A 17122-nucleotide genomic window follows, 5' to 3' on the forward strand; every position below is an offset into this window, starting at 1 on the left:
GTGCTTTGTACTCAACAAAAAACTTGGTAATCCGCCTCTTCAGTTTGATTTGCTTATTTCAAGTTGAGAGTGGGGTATAAGGAGTATTTAATTAGTCAGTATTGAAGTTATTAAAGCGCCTTATCGCAAGCATTGCAGCAAGAGCACCTCACTGTTGAAAATAAGCATATAGTCAAAATTTTATCTTTTCTGAACAAAAATTAATAAGTTGGATAAGCAAATCAAACGGTACGCTATGATGCGAAAATCGTACCAATTCTGGAATAGAAACTAAGTTTACAAAAGCAATAACGACAATTTGAAAGCTTTTGTAATAAAAGCCGCCAAGAACTGTTTGATAAACAAGATGAAGTTGACGAAAAAAGCGAAGCATTAACCGAAAGCCTAGAAGGTAAATTGAATAAAAGAATTTCTCAAGAAATCTTATTTACGATTCATTGGAAACTAATATAAGGAAATTTCAATTGGCAGCATTACAACCACAATTTATTATCCCTTTAAAAGAACTGCTTCAGCAGCGTTTCGTAACGCATTTACCAGCATTACTTGGACAAGGTGGACGGGAAAATCTGCCTGAAAAACAAATAGCCAGAGCTTTTAGCGCATTCGTATTGCAGCAAAAATTTAATTTAGACGTGATAACGGCGGCAGAAGCTGTAGTAGATGACTATGAAGATCATGGTATTGATGCCATTTATTATCACGAAGCTGATCAAACGCTGTATCTCTTACAGTCCAAAATGAAAGAAAATGCCCAGTTTAAATTGGATGAAGCTCAAGCTTTTATTGAGGGTGTAAAATTGCTTTTAAACAAGCAGTTTCAACGTTTTAATCAAAACGTACAAAACCTTCAAGCACATATTGAAACTGCACTAGATGAGTGCGAGCATATTCAACTGCTTGTCGCACACACAGGTGACGGTATTACCATACAGGCACAAAACTATTTACAGCCTGCCATACAGGATCTGATTGACGAAGGTGAAGAGCAAATTGTACCGGCTTATCAACAGTACACTGCTACCGAAGTTGAACATGCACTTCGCAGTGAACATACGGTCGATGCAGTAAACGCGCGTGTCGCTGTTTATAAATTTCGTGTACAAGAGCAACCCAGAAAAGTGGTTTTTGGTATCGCGAAGTTAACTGACCTAATTGCATTGCACACTACTCACGACCGTAGCCTCTACGAGAAAAATATTCGTTACTTTATTGGCGCAGGCAGACGTGGGGTAAACAAGGCCATTAAAGACACTCTTTTAAACGAGCCAGAAAATTTTATTTATTTAAATAACGGCATCACTCTAATTGGTAACACGGTAAAACCAAAGGGAAATATTAAAGGACATACAGGCAGTAAACATGTTGCAGTCGATGGGCTATCCGTTGTCAACGGCGCACAGACTATTGCCAGTGCAGCTCAATTTGCAAGTGAAAACTCAGAGGCAGATATTAGCCAAGCACAGGTCATGGTGACCATTATCCACACAGGTAATGACACTTTCCATAAGCAAGTGACTAAAGCTCGCAACCTGCAAAATCCTGTTGATTTAGCCAGTTTTGCAGCGTTAGACGACACCCAAGAGCGCCTCAGGCAAGAAATGAAAATGTTTGGAGTGGAATACCTCTATCGGCCACAACAAATGGCAGGAACAGGTATTCGCAGTATTAACATAGACACCTTGGTAAAAGCGTTAGCTTGTATGCGAGCTGATATTCGTGTGCCTTATCAGTTAAAAGCAGAGCCTAGTCAGTTTACAAATCAAGAAAGTACTGAATACCAAGCTATTTTCAGCCTTGATCTACAAGGAGCAAAGGCAATTAATGCAGTTAATTGTTATTTGGCCATTCAAGATTTATGCACAGCTGCAGAGCGCAGTAGTCCAGGCTCTGAAAAACTATTGTACCGTCATTTTACCTACTGTATTGCTATGCTACTGATGGCACAATTTAAAAGCGCTATTGCTATACCCCACATTAAACAACAAGCAGAATTTAAAACATTGATTAGTCAGCCCTTTGACGCACTACGCCAGCAGTTTTTTGATAGCTTTACGGCGATGGCATCAGGCAGCGCGCCACATGCTTACTTTAAACGCTTGGGTGATACCGCGCCGCTAATGCAAAGAGTATGGATTGATTACTTAAACTTGACACAAGACCAAGCAGTGATTGCTAAGCAGGCAAGCCTAATGGCTGACGACCCATACAATCAAGATTTATTTCGTTACTTAGCAGGGCAGGCACAACGTCAACAAGGGCAAACTGCTCAGCCAGCCAATTGGTAACTACCTCCCTCGCAAGCGCTAGTTAGGTGCCATAAAAAGCTAAGTAAAAAAACAAGAGATGAGAGAATGGTAAACATGAGCAAGACAAAATTAGAACTCACATGGATTGGCAAAAACGAGCGTAAAAAGCTCGAACCGCGAATTTTATTGGAAGACCTGAGTAAGTCATATCTTGCTAGCCAAAAAGTCACTGAAAACGATATTTTTGATAATAAACTGATTTTTGGTGACAACCTGTTGGTATTAAAAGCTTTAGAGCAAGAATATATTGGTCAAATTAAATGTATTTATATTGATCCGCCTTATAACACAGGGCAGGCTTTTGAACATTATGATGATGGGCTTGAAAACTCTATTTGGTTAAACCTGATGAAACAAAGGTTAGAAATACTTTGGTCTTTACTAAAAAGTGATGGATATATAGCTGTTCAAATAGATGATAAACAATTCGCGCGACTTTATCTATTAATGGTCGAGATTTGTGAAGAAAGAAACTTAAAAACAATAATTGTCAAAATGAGTGAGGCTAGTGGTCTAAAGATGGGTTCTGTTAAAAAGTATGGTAGCGTACCAAAACTTAAGGAATATATAATTCTTGCTAAAAAAAATGGTGTAAGAGGCATTAAGCTAGACCCTGTGCCTAAAGAAAAATGGGACACTGAATACAATATATTTCTGGATTGTTTTACAAAAGAAGATAAAGAAGAAATAGATAAGTTTTGCCAAACGGAAGATGAGATTGGCGAGGACAGTTTAGCTATTCTTGATAATATTGCTAAAAAAATAATTCTTAAGTCAGTGGCTGAAGTTTGTAAAGACTTGGGGTTGAAAGGGAAAGAAAAAGACAGCTGGTTATTTGAAAACTCTTATCGCATTTGTCAATGTGCCACATCTGCCTCTGTGTTAAATCTTGCGAATGAAAAAAGAGAAAAGATTCAGCAAGAGTTGTTTTTTGTAAAGTCCAAGAGAGGGATGATCTATTTTGTCAGAGGGAACTATTCGTCTGAGTCCAAAAAGCCCAGAGTTCAATTAATATTCGCTGAAGATAATCTAACCGTTCATCCTGGTGATCTGTGGACAGATATAAGAACTACTGGTCTTGAGGCCGAAGGGCAAGTTAGTTTCAAAAATGGCAAAAAACCTGAAGCATTGGTAGAAAGAATTATAAAAATGGCAACTGAGCCAGGCGATATAGTATTGGATTCTTTTGCAGGTTCTGGTACTACCGCTGCTGTGTCTCATAAGATGAATAGAAGATGGATTTCAGTTGAACGTGGAACGCAGTGTGACAGCCATATAATTCCGCGAATGAAGCGTGTAATAGATGGATTAGATCCGGCTGGAGTTACGAGTAAATATGGTTGGAAAGGAGGCGGAGGCTTCCGCTATTACAAACTTGCCCCATCACTAATTATAAAAGACAAATTTGGCTTAGAGGTGATCAATAAAGACTATAAGCCAGAAATGCTAGCTGAAGCCATATGTAAGTTGGAAGGTTTTACTTATGCACCATCAAAAGTGGATTGGTGGGATCAAGGTTATTCCACTGAAACAGATCATATATACGTGACAACACAGACCTTATCGATGGAGAAATTAGAAGCACTTTCTGAAGAAGTTGGTCATGATCGTACTTTATTAGTAATGTGTGGAGCATTTCGCTGTGAAGCAGGCCATTTTGCCAATTTAACCTTAAAAAAACTACCCAAAGCCATTTTAGATAAGTGCCAATTTGGTCAGGACGACTACTCATTGAACGTGGCTAACTTAACGGATGATGCCACTGATGATAGCGACCAAGTGCAAGATTAACGGTTAATAAGGATAACTATAATGAGCATGGATTTATCAAGCTTAAAACCAGATCAATTACGCGCCATTAATAATGTCATCGGCCGTTTAAGTTTACGCCAGCCGCAGCAAGATTCGCTACGCGCTTTGGCAGTGGCGATTAGTGCTTCTGAGAAAGAACTGCTGAACCCAAAACGCGATTTACCTAGACTGTTAGAAACGTTAAAAGCGCAGTTTCCAAAACTCAGTGATTTTGAACGTGACTTTCCATCACTGTGTTTTGCCTTGGCAACTGGTGTGGGTAAAACTCGGTTGATGGGTGCGTTTATTACGCATTTGTATCAGATGCATGGTATTCGCAACTACTTTGTATTGGCGCCTAATCTGACCATTTATGAAAAATTGATCAGCGATTTTTCACCAGCCTCGCCTAAGTATGTATTTAAAGGCATTACTGATTTTGTATTGTCACCGCCAGAAGTGATCACCGGTGACAACTACGAAAGCCGTGGTGCACAGATGCAAAATGACCTATTCGGTTCGGTTCGAATCAATGTGTTTAACATTGCCAAAATTAATACCGAAGTGCGTGGTGGTAAAGCGCCTCGCATTAAGCGCCTTGCGGAAACACTAGGGGAAAGTTATTTTGAGTATTTATCGAACTTGCCTGATTTAGTGTTGTTAATGGATGAATCGCACCGCTATCGTGCCGATGCTGGTATGCGCGCGCTCAATGAGCTTAATCCACTATTCGCATTAGAGCTAACGGCTACACCATTTACAGAATCAAGCCGCGGGCCTGTTTACTTTAAGAATGTGGTGATTGATTACCCACTGGCCTGCGCCATAGATGATGGTTTTGTTAAGGAGCCCGCAGTAGTCACCCAGCTTAATTTTGATGTTACTCAGTACGATAAAGAAGAGCTAGAAACAATTAAGTTAATGGATGGTATTCGTATACATGAGCAAACCAAGGTTGATTTAACTACCTATGCGTATGAAAATGATACCAAGCTAGTCAAGCCCTTTATGTTGGTGATCGCCCGCGATACCACACATGCCGCAGAGCTTTTATCCAAACTCGAAAGTGTGTTTGAGAGCCGTTACCGTGGCAAAGTGATTCAGGTTGATAGCAGTAAAAAAGAAGAAGAAACCATACAAGCACTACTCAATGTAGAAAATGTCGATGAGCCTACCGAGATTGTCATTCACGTCAATATGCTTAAAGAAGGTTGGGATGTGACTAACCTTTATACCATAGTGCCGCTTCGTGCTGCTAATGCCAGAACCTTGATTGAGCAGTCGATTGGTCGCGGTTTACGTTTGCCTTATGGTAAACGTACCGGCGTTGAGGCGGTAGATACTTTGAGCATTATTGCTCACGATAAATTCCAAGAAATTGTTGATGAAGCTAATGACCCTAGTAACCCGCTACGTTTAAAACAGCGAGAATTATGTCGCCCAGAAGACAACGTAACTAAACTAAATGTACAGGTTAAATCCAACCTTGAGCAGCAGATAACAGGTGCAGGTGTCACAGCAACGGGCGCTAGTGGTAACAGTGAAGTACAAGAACCAAAAGTTACTTATACCACGCAGAATCAGCAGACGGTTGCCTGCGCCGCACTGGATGTAATTAAGCAGTACCAAACACAGCCAACAGATGCACCAACCAGCAAAGCGCTGTTGACAGCAGAGGTAAAAGCTAAGATCACTGAGCAAGTAAAAGCTCAGTTAACTCAAGAGCAGCGCGAATTATTTATTGAAGAATCAATAGACATCGCCGCTGTTGTTGAACAAGTCACAAAGCTTACTGTAGATAACACTATTGATATACCGCGGATAATCGTATCGCCTTCAGGTGAAGTGCGTACAGGCTATTATCCATTTGATCTGGACGTTGACGTTATTAAAGGCTTAAAGCCAATCGACCGAACGCTAATACAACAAAGCTTGCATGATAATCACCAAACTATTCGGGGTGAAGGCGACTCTGGCAACTGTGAATCAGTAAAACAGAACTATATTCTCAAAAAACTTTTCGACTACGACGATATTCCTTACGACGATCAAGCTGAATTGCTTTATGACTTAGCAACACAAGCCGTGGACACCCTCAAAGCAGAAAATAATGACGAGGTGGTTGAAAATATTTTGCAAAGTCAAAGTGATAATATTGTCAGTTTGATCCATGTTCAACTGAATAACCACTTTTTTGAGGAATCAACAGAATATGTTGTGGATGTACGCAATGGTTTTAGCACTTTACGCGAGTGTAGCTACACCGTTGCGCAAAATCAGCCAGTGCAAAATTATCGTGATACAGTGCGTGATTTAGGCCGAATTAAGCAAATGCTTTTTGGTGAGTTTAGCCGTTGTTTATATCCGTTACAAAAGTTTGATTCGGATACTGAACGTCGATTTGCAGTAATTTTGGAGCGTGAAAGCGAGAAGTGGTTTAAGCCAGCTAAAGGTCAGTTCAATTTATACTACAAACGTGGTAGTGAACACTCAGAATATATTCCAGATTTTGTGGTTGAAACTGCCAACTATGTTTTGATGATTGAAACCAAAAGTACGCAACATCAAAATCAAGATGGTAGCTGGAATGAAGAAGTAACGGAAAAAGCTCGAAGCGGTGTCAAATGGTGTCAACATGCGACTGATTATTTGATTCAACATGGAGGTAAGCCTTGGAAATATTTACTCATACCACACAATACTGTTAAAGAGTCAAATTCTATAGAATATTTTATTCAAAATTACGAATATTAGCCTCCATGATTTTTATCAACTTCCTGAGCTTGTTCAGGCGGCAACGGTGCCAAATAACCAATTAATAATATTAAACTGCCTGCGCCAAGGAAGGAAATCACTCGCCAAATTGCCTCGGTCTGTGATAAATCGACAATTACCAGTTTTAGCACGACAACGCCCAACAGTCCAATGCCCATAAACCAAAGTGCACGCTGCCAGTAGCGACTGGCGATGATGGTGGCGACTAAAGCCAAGAGCGTCCATAGAATGGTTAGTCCTGTCTGCACTTGCTCGCTACTCCACGCGCCGCCCTGAATACTGTCCCATAGCGGCGTGCCAATAGTGGCATGTAAGGTTCTGATGAGCATGCTCGAGATCAGCCAAAAGCTGATAGAACCTAATATGACCAGTAGATTGTCAGCGGTAAAAATCCTGTTGCTACTATCGTTAATAGTGATATCGGCATTCGCTATACTTAGCTTTTGGTTATGCTGCTGATTTAGGTAATAAACACCAAAGCCAACGAATAGCGCCAGAATAGAGCTAATATCATATAGGTTCAGTAGCGGAAAATAAGACAGTCCCCAGATCACACCGTCATAAGACCAGTTGGTAATGACGACCCAAAATAAGGCGATAGATGCGAATATAGCAGCGCATTGGAATAGCGCTTGTTTCCAATCAAACCAGTACAGAAAACCTTGATTTGACACTTCATGCGTTTGCGTGTTTTGCTGACGATAACCGGAATCACGATAGCTGAACCATAATCCTGCTAATATCAAAACAGCTGGAATCAAGATAGCCATCACCCCAGCTGAATCTGCGAGTCCATAGTGAGCTGCGGCAGCGATGACTAAAATGCCAGCGCCTAACCAGCTCGCGCCATCGTAGCGTGACAATTCTGAATACTCGTACCACGTCTTTAACCACAACTGTCCGATGACCAACCCACCAATGATTAGGCCAGTAAATAACAACCAATCTGTTGTCTGCCATGCTAAATGGAATTCGAATTTTTGCGGTAGCTGCAGGATGAGCATTATATAAAATACTACTAGTAAGCCATGACTCAGCTGTCTGATCTCTGCCCACAAGCGATAACGATTGATGGTCCAATAAGTGCCCAAGCTGATGAGTGCTGCGATTGCAATCAAAGTCGTCGTTGCCAATCGCCAACTGGTAAGCCAGTGATTAAAATCAAGCAATAATACTTGTAGTAGCCAAGCCATAGCAGTAAAAGTTAAAAATCGTATTAATAGAGGACTGCGCCAAACAAGGTTAAAGATTTTGCTTTGGCTATTGATTGAGGTTAGCCACTGCTGCGCGGCTTGGGTGCTGATGCCCAGTGCATTGGCGTAGGCCGCTACTGCATCTGATGTGATGGTTTGCTCTTGAGAGTACGCTAGGTTGCTATTTGAGTTATTCTTTAATTCGCTATCCAAGATAGTGTTTAAATTAGCTGGCGAGTTGCTAGCGCGCAAAATAAATACAGTGCTTAGATAAGCGATAGCCGAAATGGTTAAGGCCAATATTGGGTAGTCTTGGATAGCAAAGACCACATTTAGTATCAGCATGCCGATACTAATTAGCTGCAATAATAAACCAAATAATACTGACCAAGCGCGTAGTGAGCGCCGTCCGAACCACACCAATGCCAATCCTTGTACCGACCAGCCAAAAGCAATCCATTCAGCATCGAATGCCAGCGGAATGACCAACGCCAAAAAGCCAAACCCTAATGCCAACATGCCCTCGGTAATTAAAGCATAACGCTGACTGTGCTGGACAAACAACCAGCCAAGTCCTAAATAAATGACTGCTAAAACTGCGCTAGTAATGGTTAAAGCGTTAGGGATGTCATCTAATAAGGCAGCAAATAAGCCAAATGCCAATATCGGTACTGAAAACAGTAAGCCCGTATCAATGGGAAATACATAGCCGTTATTTTTTGAATCAACTTTGCCCGTGTTATCTGCGTTGTTTGCATTATCTGTATGAGAGGAACTTTTTTCATTAAGAGTGTTGTAAGCGATGATTTGCTGTGCGTAGCGAATGACGACAAACAGATAAAGCAGTAAATGTAAGGCGACCAGCAACACTAAAAGCCAACGCTGTGATGTAACCACAGCATTTAAATTTTCGCTCATGCCCCAGTAATAGGCCAGCCCAAATGTCACGACCACCCCGAATAGGTTGAGTATTTTCCAAGGGCGGTAATGGGCGATAATCGCAATCGTCACGTTCAAAAGTAAATAATAGCTGAACAATGTCACTAAGCTGCCGGTATCGTTACCAGTCAAAATAGGCGCAAAGAAAGCACTCGATAATGCCAACAACGCTAAAGGAAAAGCGTTTTGACGTACGGCTAGAGCAATAGTAATGGCGGATAACAACCCGAGTCCAATAAAGCTCGGTAAACTTGGGATAATTTGATAGACACTATAAGCAAAAAAGGTACTCAGATAAGCAATGGCTAAGCCTGCACCTTGTAAAGTAATCCCATACGAGAAACGTTTTGCCGTTAGCTTTAACCCCAGTGCTGCCAATCCCAGTCCTGCAATACCGATAGTCATGAGCTTTGCAGTAATCGAAATCTCTATATACTCGCTCAGCAAGCGTAGCAGTAGCACCACACCTACTAGTAATACTAATACGCCAACGCGCACGACCAAATTGCCACCAAAAAACCAGTTTTTGATTGAATGAATCAGTGAGGTGACGATAGGTAGAGAGCGTTCATCAGGCTCTATCGGTGATAGATTTTTTAAGAGATTAGCGTACGCGTCATCGTCCTTGTATACCGTACTACCGGTAGCTTCAGTTTTAGACAGTGAAGCCACTTCCTCAAATAACTCTTCAGTAGTAAATTGGCTAATATCATTGTCGAGCAAGGCTGTCGGTGCTTCAACATTATTATAAGTATCAAGAGGAGTATCAAGTTTAGCGCTAGCCCCAACATCGTTGTCTTTATCGAATATAGGGGAGCGAAACCTTTGCTTTTGTATCTGCAACTCATTTTTCAGTTGCGTGATATCTTTTTGTAGCAGATCAAGGCGGGTTCTTAATTTATTATAAAGAACAACAATAACCGCTAGGCAGATAAATAGTACAAACCAACTGATATCAGACATGATCTTGGCGCACCGTTACTCAATATTAAATGAGAAGATAATGACTCGATTTAAGAACAAACACAAGTAACGCATTCACTTAAACAAAAAGGCTAGCCTGATATTATTAGGCTAGCCTTATTATATTAAGAAACTGTTTACTACTTACTGCGAAAAACTGTTACTACAAAAAATGAGTCTTAAATACCCTATGATCCTAAATTGGTTTTCATAAACTCAAGCATATTTTCCCAGCTTTGCTTGGCAGCGGTTTCATTATAGCCAAGATCAACGTCATTTTTCGCTGCACGCTCATCGGCGTGCGGATTGGTAAAGCCATGCTTAGCATTGTCATAAACGTCGATAGTGTAGTCAACGTCTGCTGCATCTAGCTCTGATTTTAGACCTTCGATTGCCTCCATGGATACCATCGAGTCATCACGACCATGAGCGACTAATACTTTGGCTTTGAAGTTCTTGTCTGCTGGCTGTTTCGCTGATGGGTTGCCATGGAAAGTTGCCACCGCTTTTAGTGGCATACCATCACGCGCCATATCGAGGACGACTTTACCACCGAAGCAGTAACCGATTGCCGCTAGATTATCACCATCAACCGCCAATTGATCGCTAAAGTCATTGAGAATCAAGCGGCAGCGCTCCATCAGCATATTTTGGTCTTCTAATACTTGCTCCATCCACATGTTGGCTTGTGCTGCATCGGTGGTCAGTTTGCCTTCGCCATAGACATCCATAGCGACTGCTGCATAACCTGCTGCTGCCAAGCGTTCGACCACTGATTTTGGATGATCGACCACGCCCCACCATTCTGGAGCCACTAAAATACCTGGCACTGGCGCGTCATCTGACGCATTTTCTGGTAGCGCTACGTAGCTGATAAGCTCAACACCATTTTCGGTTGTACTGATTAATTCGAAAGTTTTAATTGACATATTATTGTCCTTTTTTATGTTGTAAGTTTTATTTATTCGTCATTGTGAGGGTTCGTTTTTCTGACTTGTACTACCTTAACGCCCATATCCAGCAAAAACAGCTATAATACTGTAACGCTCTTTATCAAAATGTCTCTTTATAAAAAATCGACTACAATGCTATGACTATTAACTTGTTAAATCAATCTGCTGCTAATTTAAACGCTGATGCTGCTGGGCCGCTGAAACCAGACACAATCGTGAGTCTATTTCCTGACAGCGAATCAAATGCAGCGTCTGAAACACTGCGCCCACAGTTTTGGGAACGCTTTACGTTGGCAGAGCTAAATCATAGCGAATGGGAAGCGTTGTGTGATGGCTGTGGCAGTTGCTGTTTGATTAAGTATATCGATGAAGATGAGCATGGCGATGTGGACGAGGAGTTGGTCGAGTACACCGATGTCACCTGCCAGCTGATGGACTGTGCGACGGGCTATTGTCAGCACTATGACACGCGCCAAGAACATGTTCCCGATTGTATTCAGCTGACCATGGAGAATTTGCCGCAAATGATGTGGCTACCATCGCACTGTGCTTATAAGCGCTTGTATAAAGGACAAAATCTGCCAAGTTGGCATCTGTTGTTGACTCAAAATGCAGTAGAGACTCAGCAGAAAATGCGCGCTGTCAATGTGGGCGTAGCAGGTCGCTGTGTGTCGGAGATTGGTATGTCTGATGAAGAGATGGAAACGCGCGTGGTGAATTGGGTCAAGCCGTAGTTAATTATTTGCTGATATAAAGGGTTATGATTTAAGGGTTGGAATATGCATAAAATTTGCCTTACAACAAGTTTGATATTCAGTGCTGCTTTTTTGTCAATCGGCTGCTCAAATATATCTCACTTGTCTGAGACTAATTTTCCTACTCCTCAAACGGTTCAAGCTATACCTGTAAAGGGTATGTCAGCACCAGTGACTGCTCCTAAATCAGCTGCAATGGTTATTGTCAACTGGCAAAAGATAGAGGCAGCCGCAGATAAAAAATATGAAGACGAGCCATTGGCTGATTATTATCTGAATATTTTATCCGAGGAAGAAAGGAATGGTGCTCCTTGGTTTTATGCACAAGATTTTAATGTTTCTATTGAAGAGGCGCAGCGTCGATTATTATTGCAAAGGATTAGCTTGCCATTGAATGAAGCAATTTCAGAGCAATTAGGCGCGAATATTGCGGAATTTTATTATGATAACAATGACCCTGATGAGTTTTCTATTAGGGTGACGACACTAACCAAAGTTAAAGCCGTCCCGCCAAAATATGTGTATCACTTTAAGCAAAAGGAATTTGAAAATTATTCCTTTCCTATTTATATCCAAGCCATTAGTGATAAAATGCGTCAGCTGATTGTTGCAATACAAGAAAAAGCGTGGCCTGAGGTATTAAAGCGTTATCCTGACGCTCAAAGTATTGGCTTTAGCCCAATGACCAATACTATTAATGTTACGATTTACCGCCCAACACCCAATGAAACCGAGCGCCAACGTATAGAGGCTGAGTTGAATGATATTCTCGATTATTTGGTGATGGTTGAATTTACACAACATCGAATAACTACGCTTTAATGATGAGTACTATTTAATATATGATCAATACTATTATTGAGACGCTTGAGCTGCTGACTTGGCCTGCTCTTCAGCCTCTGCTTGCGAATCAGCCAGTGGTGGTATCGGAATATCTTGACGAATTTGCCGAGAGAACTCATAGCTATTGGCAATAGAGTGCAGGTTATTGAAGCCCATAGATTTTGGATTAATATGGGTGCGCTCATACCACGTATCCATCGACCAAGGCTGGTTTTGCTTTTCAGGCGCAGCGTCCAGCATGCCGACATCATAGAGATAGTTTGGCAGCCAGCCAGAGACCCAAATTCGGTAATCCCACGGTAGACGATCGCCACTGACCAGCCGCGCCATATAAAAGATAATATTGGTACAGTTACTGGTCAAGGTGTTATACCATGCAGGCTGCGCATTCAGCTCATCGGCAGCAGTCAGATAAGACTCAAATAATGACTTGACCTCATGCTGCTGCAAATGACTGATTGGCAATAGATAGACTTGCTCACCGCGCGCATTGGTCCGTGTATAGATAATATCGCGCTCTTCTGCTGCAATCAGGCTCAGCTCATAACGTCTAAAAAATCCTGCGAGCGCCGAAAAAGACTCGCCTTGTTCTTTGCGAATCTCAAAGGAGAAGGCGAGGGGTCTATCATCTTCAAAACGAAAGCTCACCAAGGTATGGGCAATCAGTGGTCCCATCCAGTAAGAGTTCGCCACATCGACGCCAGACAATTTTGACATATCAATCGTTCGCGTCTCCCAGCGTGCCGTCGCGTCATCTTCGGTATGCCAATCAAAGTTTCGGACATTGGTAAGCGTAATCAAATCAGGATTGTTTGGATCACGCTCATAAGTGATTTTTTGACTGACTTCAGGCATCCAGTCGCGTTGTTGCTCAGGGGTAATAGACATAAACCAGCCGACACCTGCGAACCAAATCGCCGCGTACAGTCCGACTAGCCATTTAATCTTTGCTTTCTTAGTTATCGTTTTTTTGCCAGTAGCTTGTCTATCCGCTGTTATATTATGCGGTGCTTTCTTAGTATCAGGCGTCCAATAACGTGTGGCAAACAAGGCGCTAAGCAATCCAATAATGACGATTATGGCCAACCACGTTAGCACTGAGCGCGCGCCAAACTGATACCAAATCGCCATCAGTAACCAAACAGCGGATAGCAGTAGGGTGGTAATGATTAAAAATTGTACAAGGTAATATCGCCATGTCGGCTTTTGCTGGTTGTTATGAGCCACACCACTCTCTGAACGATGGTTGTTTGAGTGCGGCGTGAGCAGTCGAGAAAAAAAGGAGCGTAAGGACATAGTGTTTGTTATTGATAAATAAAGGCTTTGACCATAGCAAAGTTTATAACACACTGACAATACAATTTGCGTGAATTTGTCGTTGAATGTCTTTAAGCCTTGCGATAAAGTGAAGCTAATTTAAACTGGTCTAGGTATTTATTAATTATTAACGACTGGTTTTATTTAGTACTTTCATCCCCATCTACGTTTTTACGCTATTAATTTGTCAACAATTAACATTTGCCAATAACTAAAGAGGTTAAATCACATTACCATGTCTGACGACACTCCAAGCCCGAGTAGTTGGTCGATGCGCGGCTTAAAACGCTGGCTATCGACCGCCCCCGAAACCCGTGATGAACTGATTCGTTTGGTACAGGACTCGCGCCAGTTCTTAGAGCCTGATACCGTGGATATGTTAGAAGGCGTGCTCGATCTGCCTGCGACCCAAGTGCGCGAAATCATGACTCCACGCCCGCAAGTGATTGGCCTGCACGAGAGCACCAGCCTTGCCGAAGTGATGGATATTATCCTTGAGACTACGCATTCGCGTTATCCCGTCTTTGACAGTCAAGATGATGATGCGGTCATTGGTATCTTATTGGCCAAGGATTTGATTCCTATATTAGTGCACATGGTGCGCGATCAAGAAGACAAAATCGATAGCAAGCGTCTAAAAGATTTGGTACGTCAGCCGCTCTATATTAGTGAGACGGCGCGTTCTGATACCTTGTTGCGCTCATTGCAGCGTACCCAAGTACATATGGCGATTGTGGTCGATGAATTTGGTAACTTTGGCGGTGTCGTTACTATGGAAGATTTGCTCGAGGAAATCGTCGGTGATATCGTCGATGAACATGATGACTTCGATGAAGACAGTGACATTAATAATATCGTCGCCGACCCCGACAAGCCAAACACTTGGCGTGTGCAAGCGTCGACCGTGATCGAAGACTGTAATGATGAGCTTGGTAGTCGTTTTGATGATACCGATGTCGATACGATGGGCGGTCTGGTCATGCAGGCACTGGGTTATGTAGGTGACCTAGAAGGCGAGAGCGTGGTGATAGACGATTGGCAAATTACCATTACTGATGTAGAAGGTCGTTTTATTCAAAACCTAGAACTGACCAAAACGAATCCTGAGCAGCACCTATTGATAGGCAGTCATTAATGTATTTTTGACGTCATTGTCATACGTGCCATTCATAAGTTTTATAACGCACTGATAATTTCTATAAAAACACGATTGCGATCGTGTTTTTTGCTGTCTGTTTGTCATTCACTTTTAGTAGCCACTTTCAATAGCCACTTTTAGTAGCTACTTTTATCAGTCGCTTTTAGCAGTCATTTTTTTTACTACTCAAATTTACCCATTGATCGGCGCAGACTGGTATCATGGGCGGGTTTAATTTTTAGACGCTGTATTTATATCAATCTTATATAGTCAGTGAAAAGTAATATTGAGAAATCACGCACTGCTGATATCCATTTTTCTTGCTTGCTGTGCCTACGCAGACAGAGGCTACAAAAAATTGATATCAGCAGTATCGTCGCGTTTTTGGGGTATTTTGACTATATTTATAAGACGATTATCAAACAATACTATTGAAAAAATAGGGCGTTTATAGCCATTGAGCCAGCTTTAGGTTAAATATTGGCTGAATACTAAACATGTAACATTTTAGATACTATGGTTTTGGATAACTGCTATGCGTCTGTCTACTGTTGATTTGCAAAAACGTCTGAACCCCGAAAAACCGAAAGGTTTGCCTATGGGTTTGGCCATATTGATTGCTTGGCTGGCAGGGGCAATATTTATTTTTGCGCTCGCGCCTTATGGTATTTGGCCAGTAGCACTGGTATCGCCCGCTATCTTATACGCGCTATTGATGCCTGAGATGACAGGTCGCCGAGCCTTTTTTATCGGTCAAGCATACGGCACGGGGCTATGGTGCGTGGGTGCATTTTGGCTCTATACGTCCATCCATGTCTATGGGGCGACGCCCGCATGGCTGGCGTTGATTATGATTGCGCTGATGGGTCTGGGCATGGGCTTGTTTCATGGCTTTTTGGCGTTGATTTTTAATCGACTGGTTGGCAAGCAGCCTTTGGCTTTTGCAGCGCTTTGGGTGTTGCAAGAGTGGATGAAGACTTGGCTGTTCACTGGATTCCCGTGGTTGTTCGTCGGTTACGCCTTTACCGAGCAATATTGGCTGTCGTCATTAGCACCCGTTGCCGGCGTATTTGCTGTCTCTTTTGTCGCCATCCTGTTAGCGGCAAGTGCCGTTGAGCTGTTGCGTCGCCGTGGTGGTTATATGATTGCGACGGCTGCCTTGCTGGTGCTTAGCGTCTCGTTATGGTTGATAAATCCACAATGGACGAAACCTAAAGGCACGCCTGATTTATCGGTATCACTGGTTCAAGGCAATATTCCGCAAGATCTAAAATGGCTGACCGAGTATCAAGTAGAAACCTTAAAAATCTATGCAACCTTGACGCGTACTGAGTGGGGACGTGACATTGTTCTGTGGCCTGAATCGTCGATTCCAATGTTTCAGACCGAAGCTGTAGGGTTTATCAGTGAAATGGTAAAAATGGCCAAAGCCACCAATACCACGTGGGTCACCGGTATTCCTTACAAGGATGAAGCAGCATTTGATCCGAGCACGGATAAATACCCACCGTTTTATAATAGTGTTATTGCGTTAGGTGCGGATGCAGAGGGCATGTACAAAAAGCAACGGCTAGTACCTTTTGGTGAATATATTCCGTTTGAAGGTCTGCTTGATATTTTACCCAACTTAGCTGGTAGCCAAGAGATTATGAGCTATAGTCGCGGTAGCGACAATCAGTCACCACTGCGTGTACGTGGGCACAACTTGGGCGCGGCCGTTTGTTATGAAGTTGCTTATCCCGATACCACGCGTAAAAATGCGATTGGAACCGACTTTTTATTGACCATCTCAAACGATGCCTGGTTTGGCACCTCGGCGGGTCCACTGCAACATCTACAAATGGTACAAATGCGCGCGCTTGAGAATGGTCGCTGGTTTATGCGAGCGACCAACACTGGTGTGACCGCTATCATCGACCATAAGGGCCGTATTGTAGAGCGTGCCCCGCAGTTTGAACGGACGGTACTACGCGGTGATATTCAGGCACGGGTGGGTAATACACCATTCATGCGTTTTGGTAACTACCCGATTTTGTTCATTATAGCGCTCCTATTGTTATTGAGCTATCTTGGCAAGCGCGCGACCCCTCGAAGCCGTTCGGTCAGCTAATGAATCAGACTAGCAAATGCTAATTTGAATGATTTA

Annotated in this window: 10 protein-coding genes; 7 read left to right on the forward strand and 3 right to left on the reverse strand. The window is 42.4% G+C overall.

Going from position 1 to position 17122, the window contains the following annotated elements:
* Positions 1-464: 464 nt before the first annotated feature.
* From AAEY80_RS12040 to AAEY80_RS12050, 3 genes are all read left to right on the forward strand, one after another.
* Complete coding sequence (locus AAEY80_RS12040) at positions 465-2288, forward strand: AIPR family protein (protein ID WP_201576998.1); 1824 nt, start codon at positions 465-467, stop codon at positions 2286-2288.
* A gap of 75 nt (positions 2289-2363) precedes the next feature.
* On the forward strand, positions 2364-4100 hold the full coding sequence (locus AAEY80_RS12045) for a site-specific DNA-methyltransferase (RefSeq protein ID WP_201576997.1): 1737 nt from the start codon (positions 2364-2366) through the stop codon (positions 4098-4100).
* Positions 4101-4121: 21 nt separating this feature from the next.
* On the forward strand, positions 4122-6854 hold the full coding sequence (locus AAEY80_RS12050; protein ID WP_227687603.1) for a DEAD/DEAH box helicase: 2733 nt from the start codon (positions 4122-4124) through the stop codon (positions 6852-6854).
* Here AAEY80_RS12050 and AAEY80_RS12055 read toward each other — a convergent pair.
* Together AAEY80_RS12055 and AAEY80_RS12060 are read right to left on the reverse strand one after the other, a co-directional pair.
* Positions 6851-9970, reverse strand: a complete 3120-nt coding sequence (locus tag AAEY80_RS12055) for a DUF2339 domain-containing protein (protein WP_350588384.1) — start codon at positions 9968-9970, stop codon at positions 6851-6853. The genes AAEY80_RS12050 and AAEY80_RS12055 overlap by 4 nt on opposite strands.
* A 188-nt stretch (positions 9971-10158) precedes the next feature.
* Positions 10159-10899, reverse strand: a complete 741-nt coding sequence (locus tag AAEY80_RS12060; RefSeq protein WP_201582835.1) for a dienelactone hydrolase family protein — start codon at positions 10897-10899, stop codon at positions 10159-10161.
* Positions 10900-11060: 161 nt separating this feature from the next.
* Here AAEY80_RS12060 and AAEY80_RS12065 point away from each other — a divergent pair, with 161 nt between their 5' ends.
* Together AAEY80_RS12065 and AAEY80_RS12070 are read left to right on the forward strand one after the other, a co-directional pair.
* Positions 11061-11657, forward strand: coding sequence for a YcgN family cysteine cluster protein (locus AAEY80_RS12065; RefSeq protein ID WP_025651545.1), 597 nt, complete (start codon positions 11061-11063; stop codon positions 11655-11657).
* Positions 11658-11702: 45 nt separating this feature from the next.
* Positions 11703-12500 carry a hypothetical protein gene (locus AAEY80_RS12070; RefSeq protein ID WP_025651546.1) on the forward strand — a complete coding sequence of 266 codons (798 nt, stop codon included), beginning with the start codon at positions 11703-11705 and terminating at the stop codon, positions 12498-12500.
* A gap of 33 nt (positions 12501-12533) precedes the next feature.
* Here the strand turns inward: AAEY80_RS12070 and AAEY80_RS12075 are convergent, their stop codons facing one another.
* Complete coding sequence (locus AAEY80_RS12075) at positions 12534-13817, reverse strand: Lnb N-terminal periplasmic domain-containing protein (protein ID WP_201582837.1); 1284 nt, start codon at positions 13815-13817, stop codon at positions 12534-12536.
* A gap of 256 nt (positions 13818-14073) precedes the next feature.
* On the opposite strand from AAEY80_RS12075, the gene AAEY80_RS12080 reads away from it, so the two are divergent.
* Together AAEY80_RS12080 and lnt are read left to right on the forward strand one after the other, a co-directional pair.
* Positions 14074-14973 carry a CBS domain-containing protein gene (locus AAEY80_RS12080; protein WP_025651548.1) on the forward strand — a complete coding sequence of 300 codons (900 nt, stop codon included), beginning with the start codon at positions 14074-14076 and terminating at the stop codon, positions 14971-14973.
* A gap of 538 nt (positions 14974-15511) precedes the next feature.
* Positions 15512-17086 carry an apolipoprotein N-acyltransferase gene (gene lnt / locus AAEY80_RS12085; RefSeq protein WP_201584635.1) on the forward strand — a complete coding sequence of 525 codons (1575 nt, stop codon included), beginning with the start codon at positions 15512-15514 and terminating at the stop codon, positions 17084-17086.
* Positions 17087-17122: the final 36 nt, after the last annotated feature.

This window comes from Psychrobacter sp. 78a-MNA-CIBAN-0178 (assembly GCF_040309625.1).
GTDB classification, from domain to species: Bacteria; Pseudomonadota; Gammaproteobacteria; order Pseudomonadales; family Moraxellaceae; genus Psychrobacter; species Psychrobacter okhotskensis.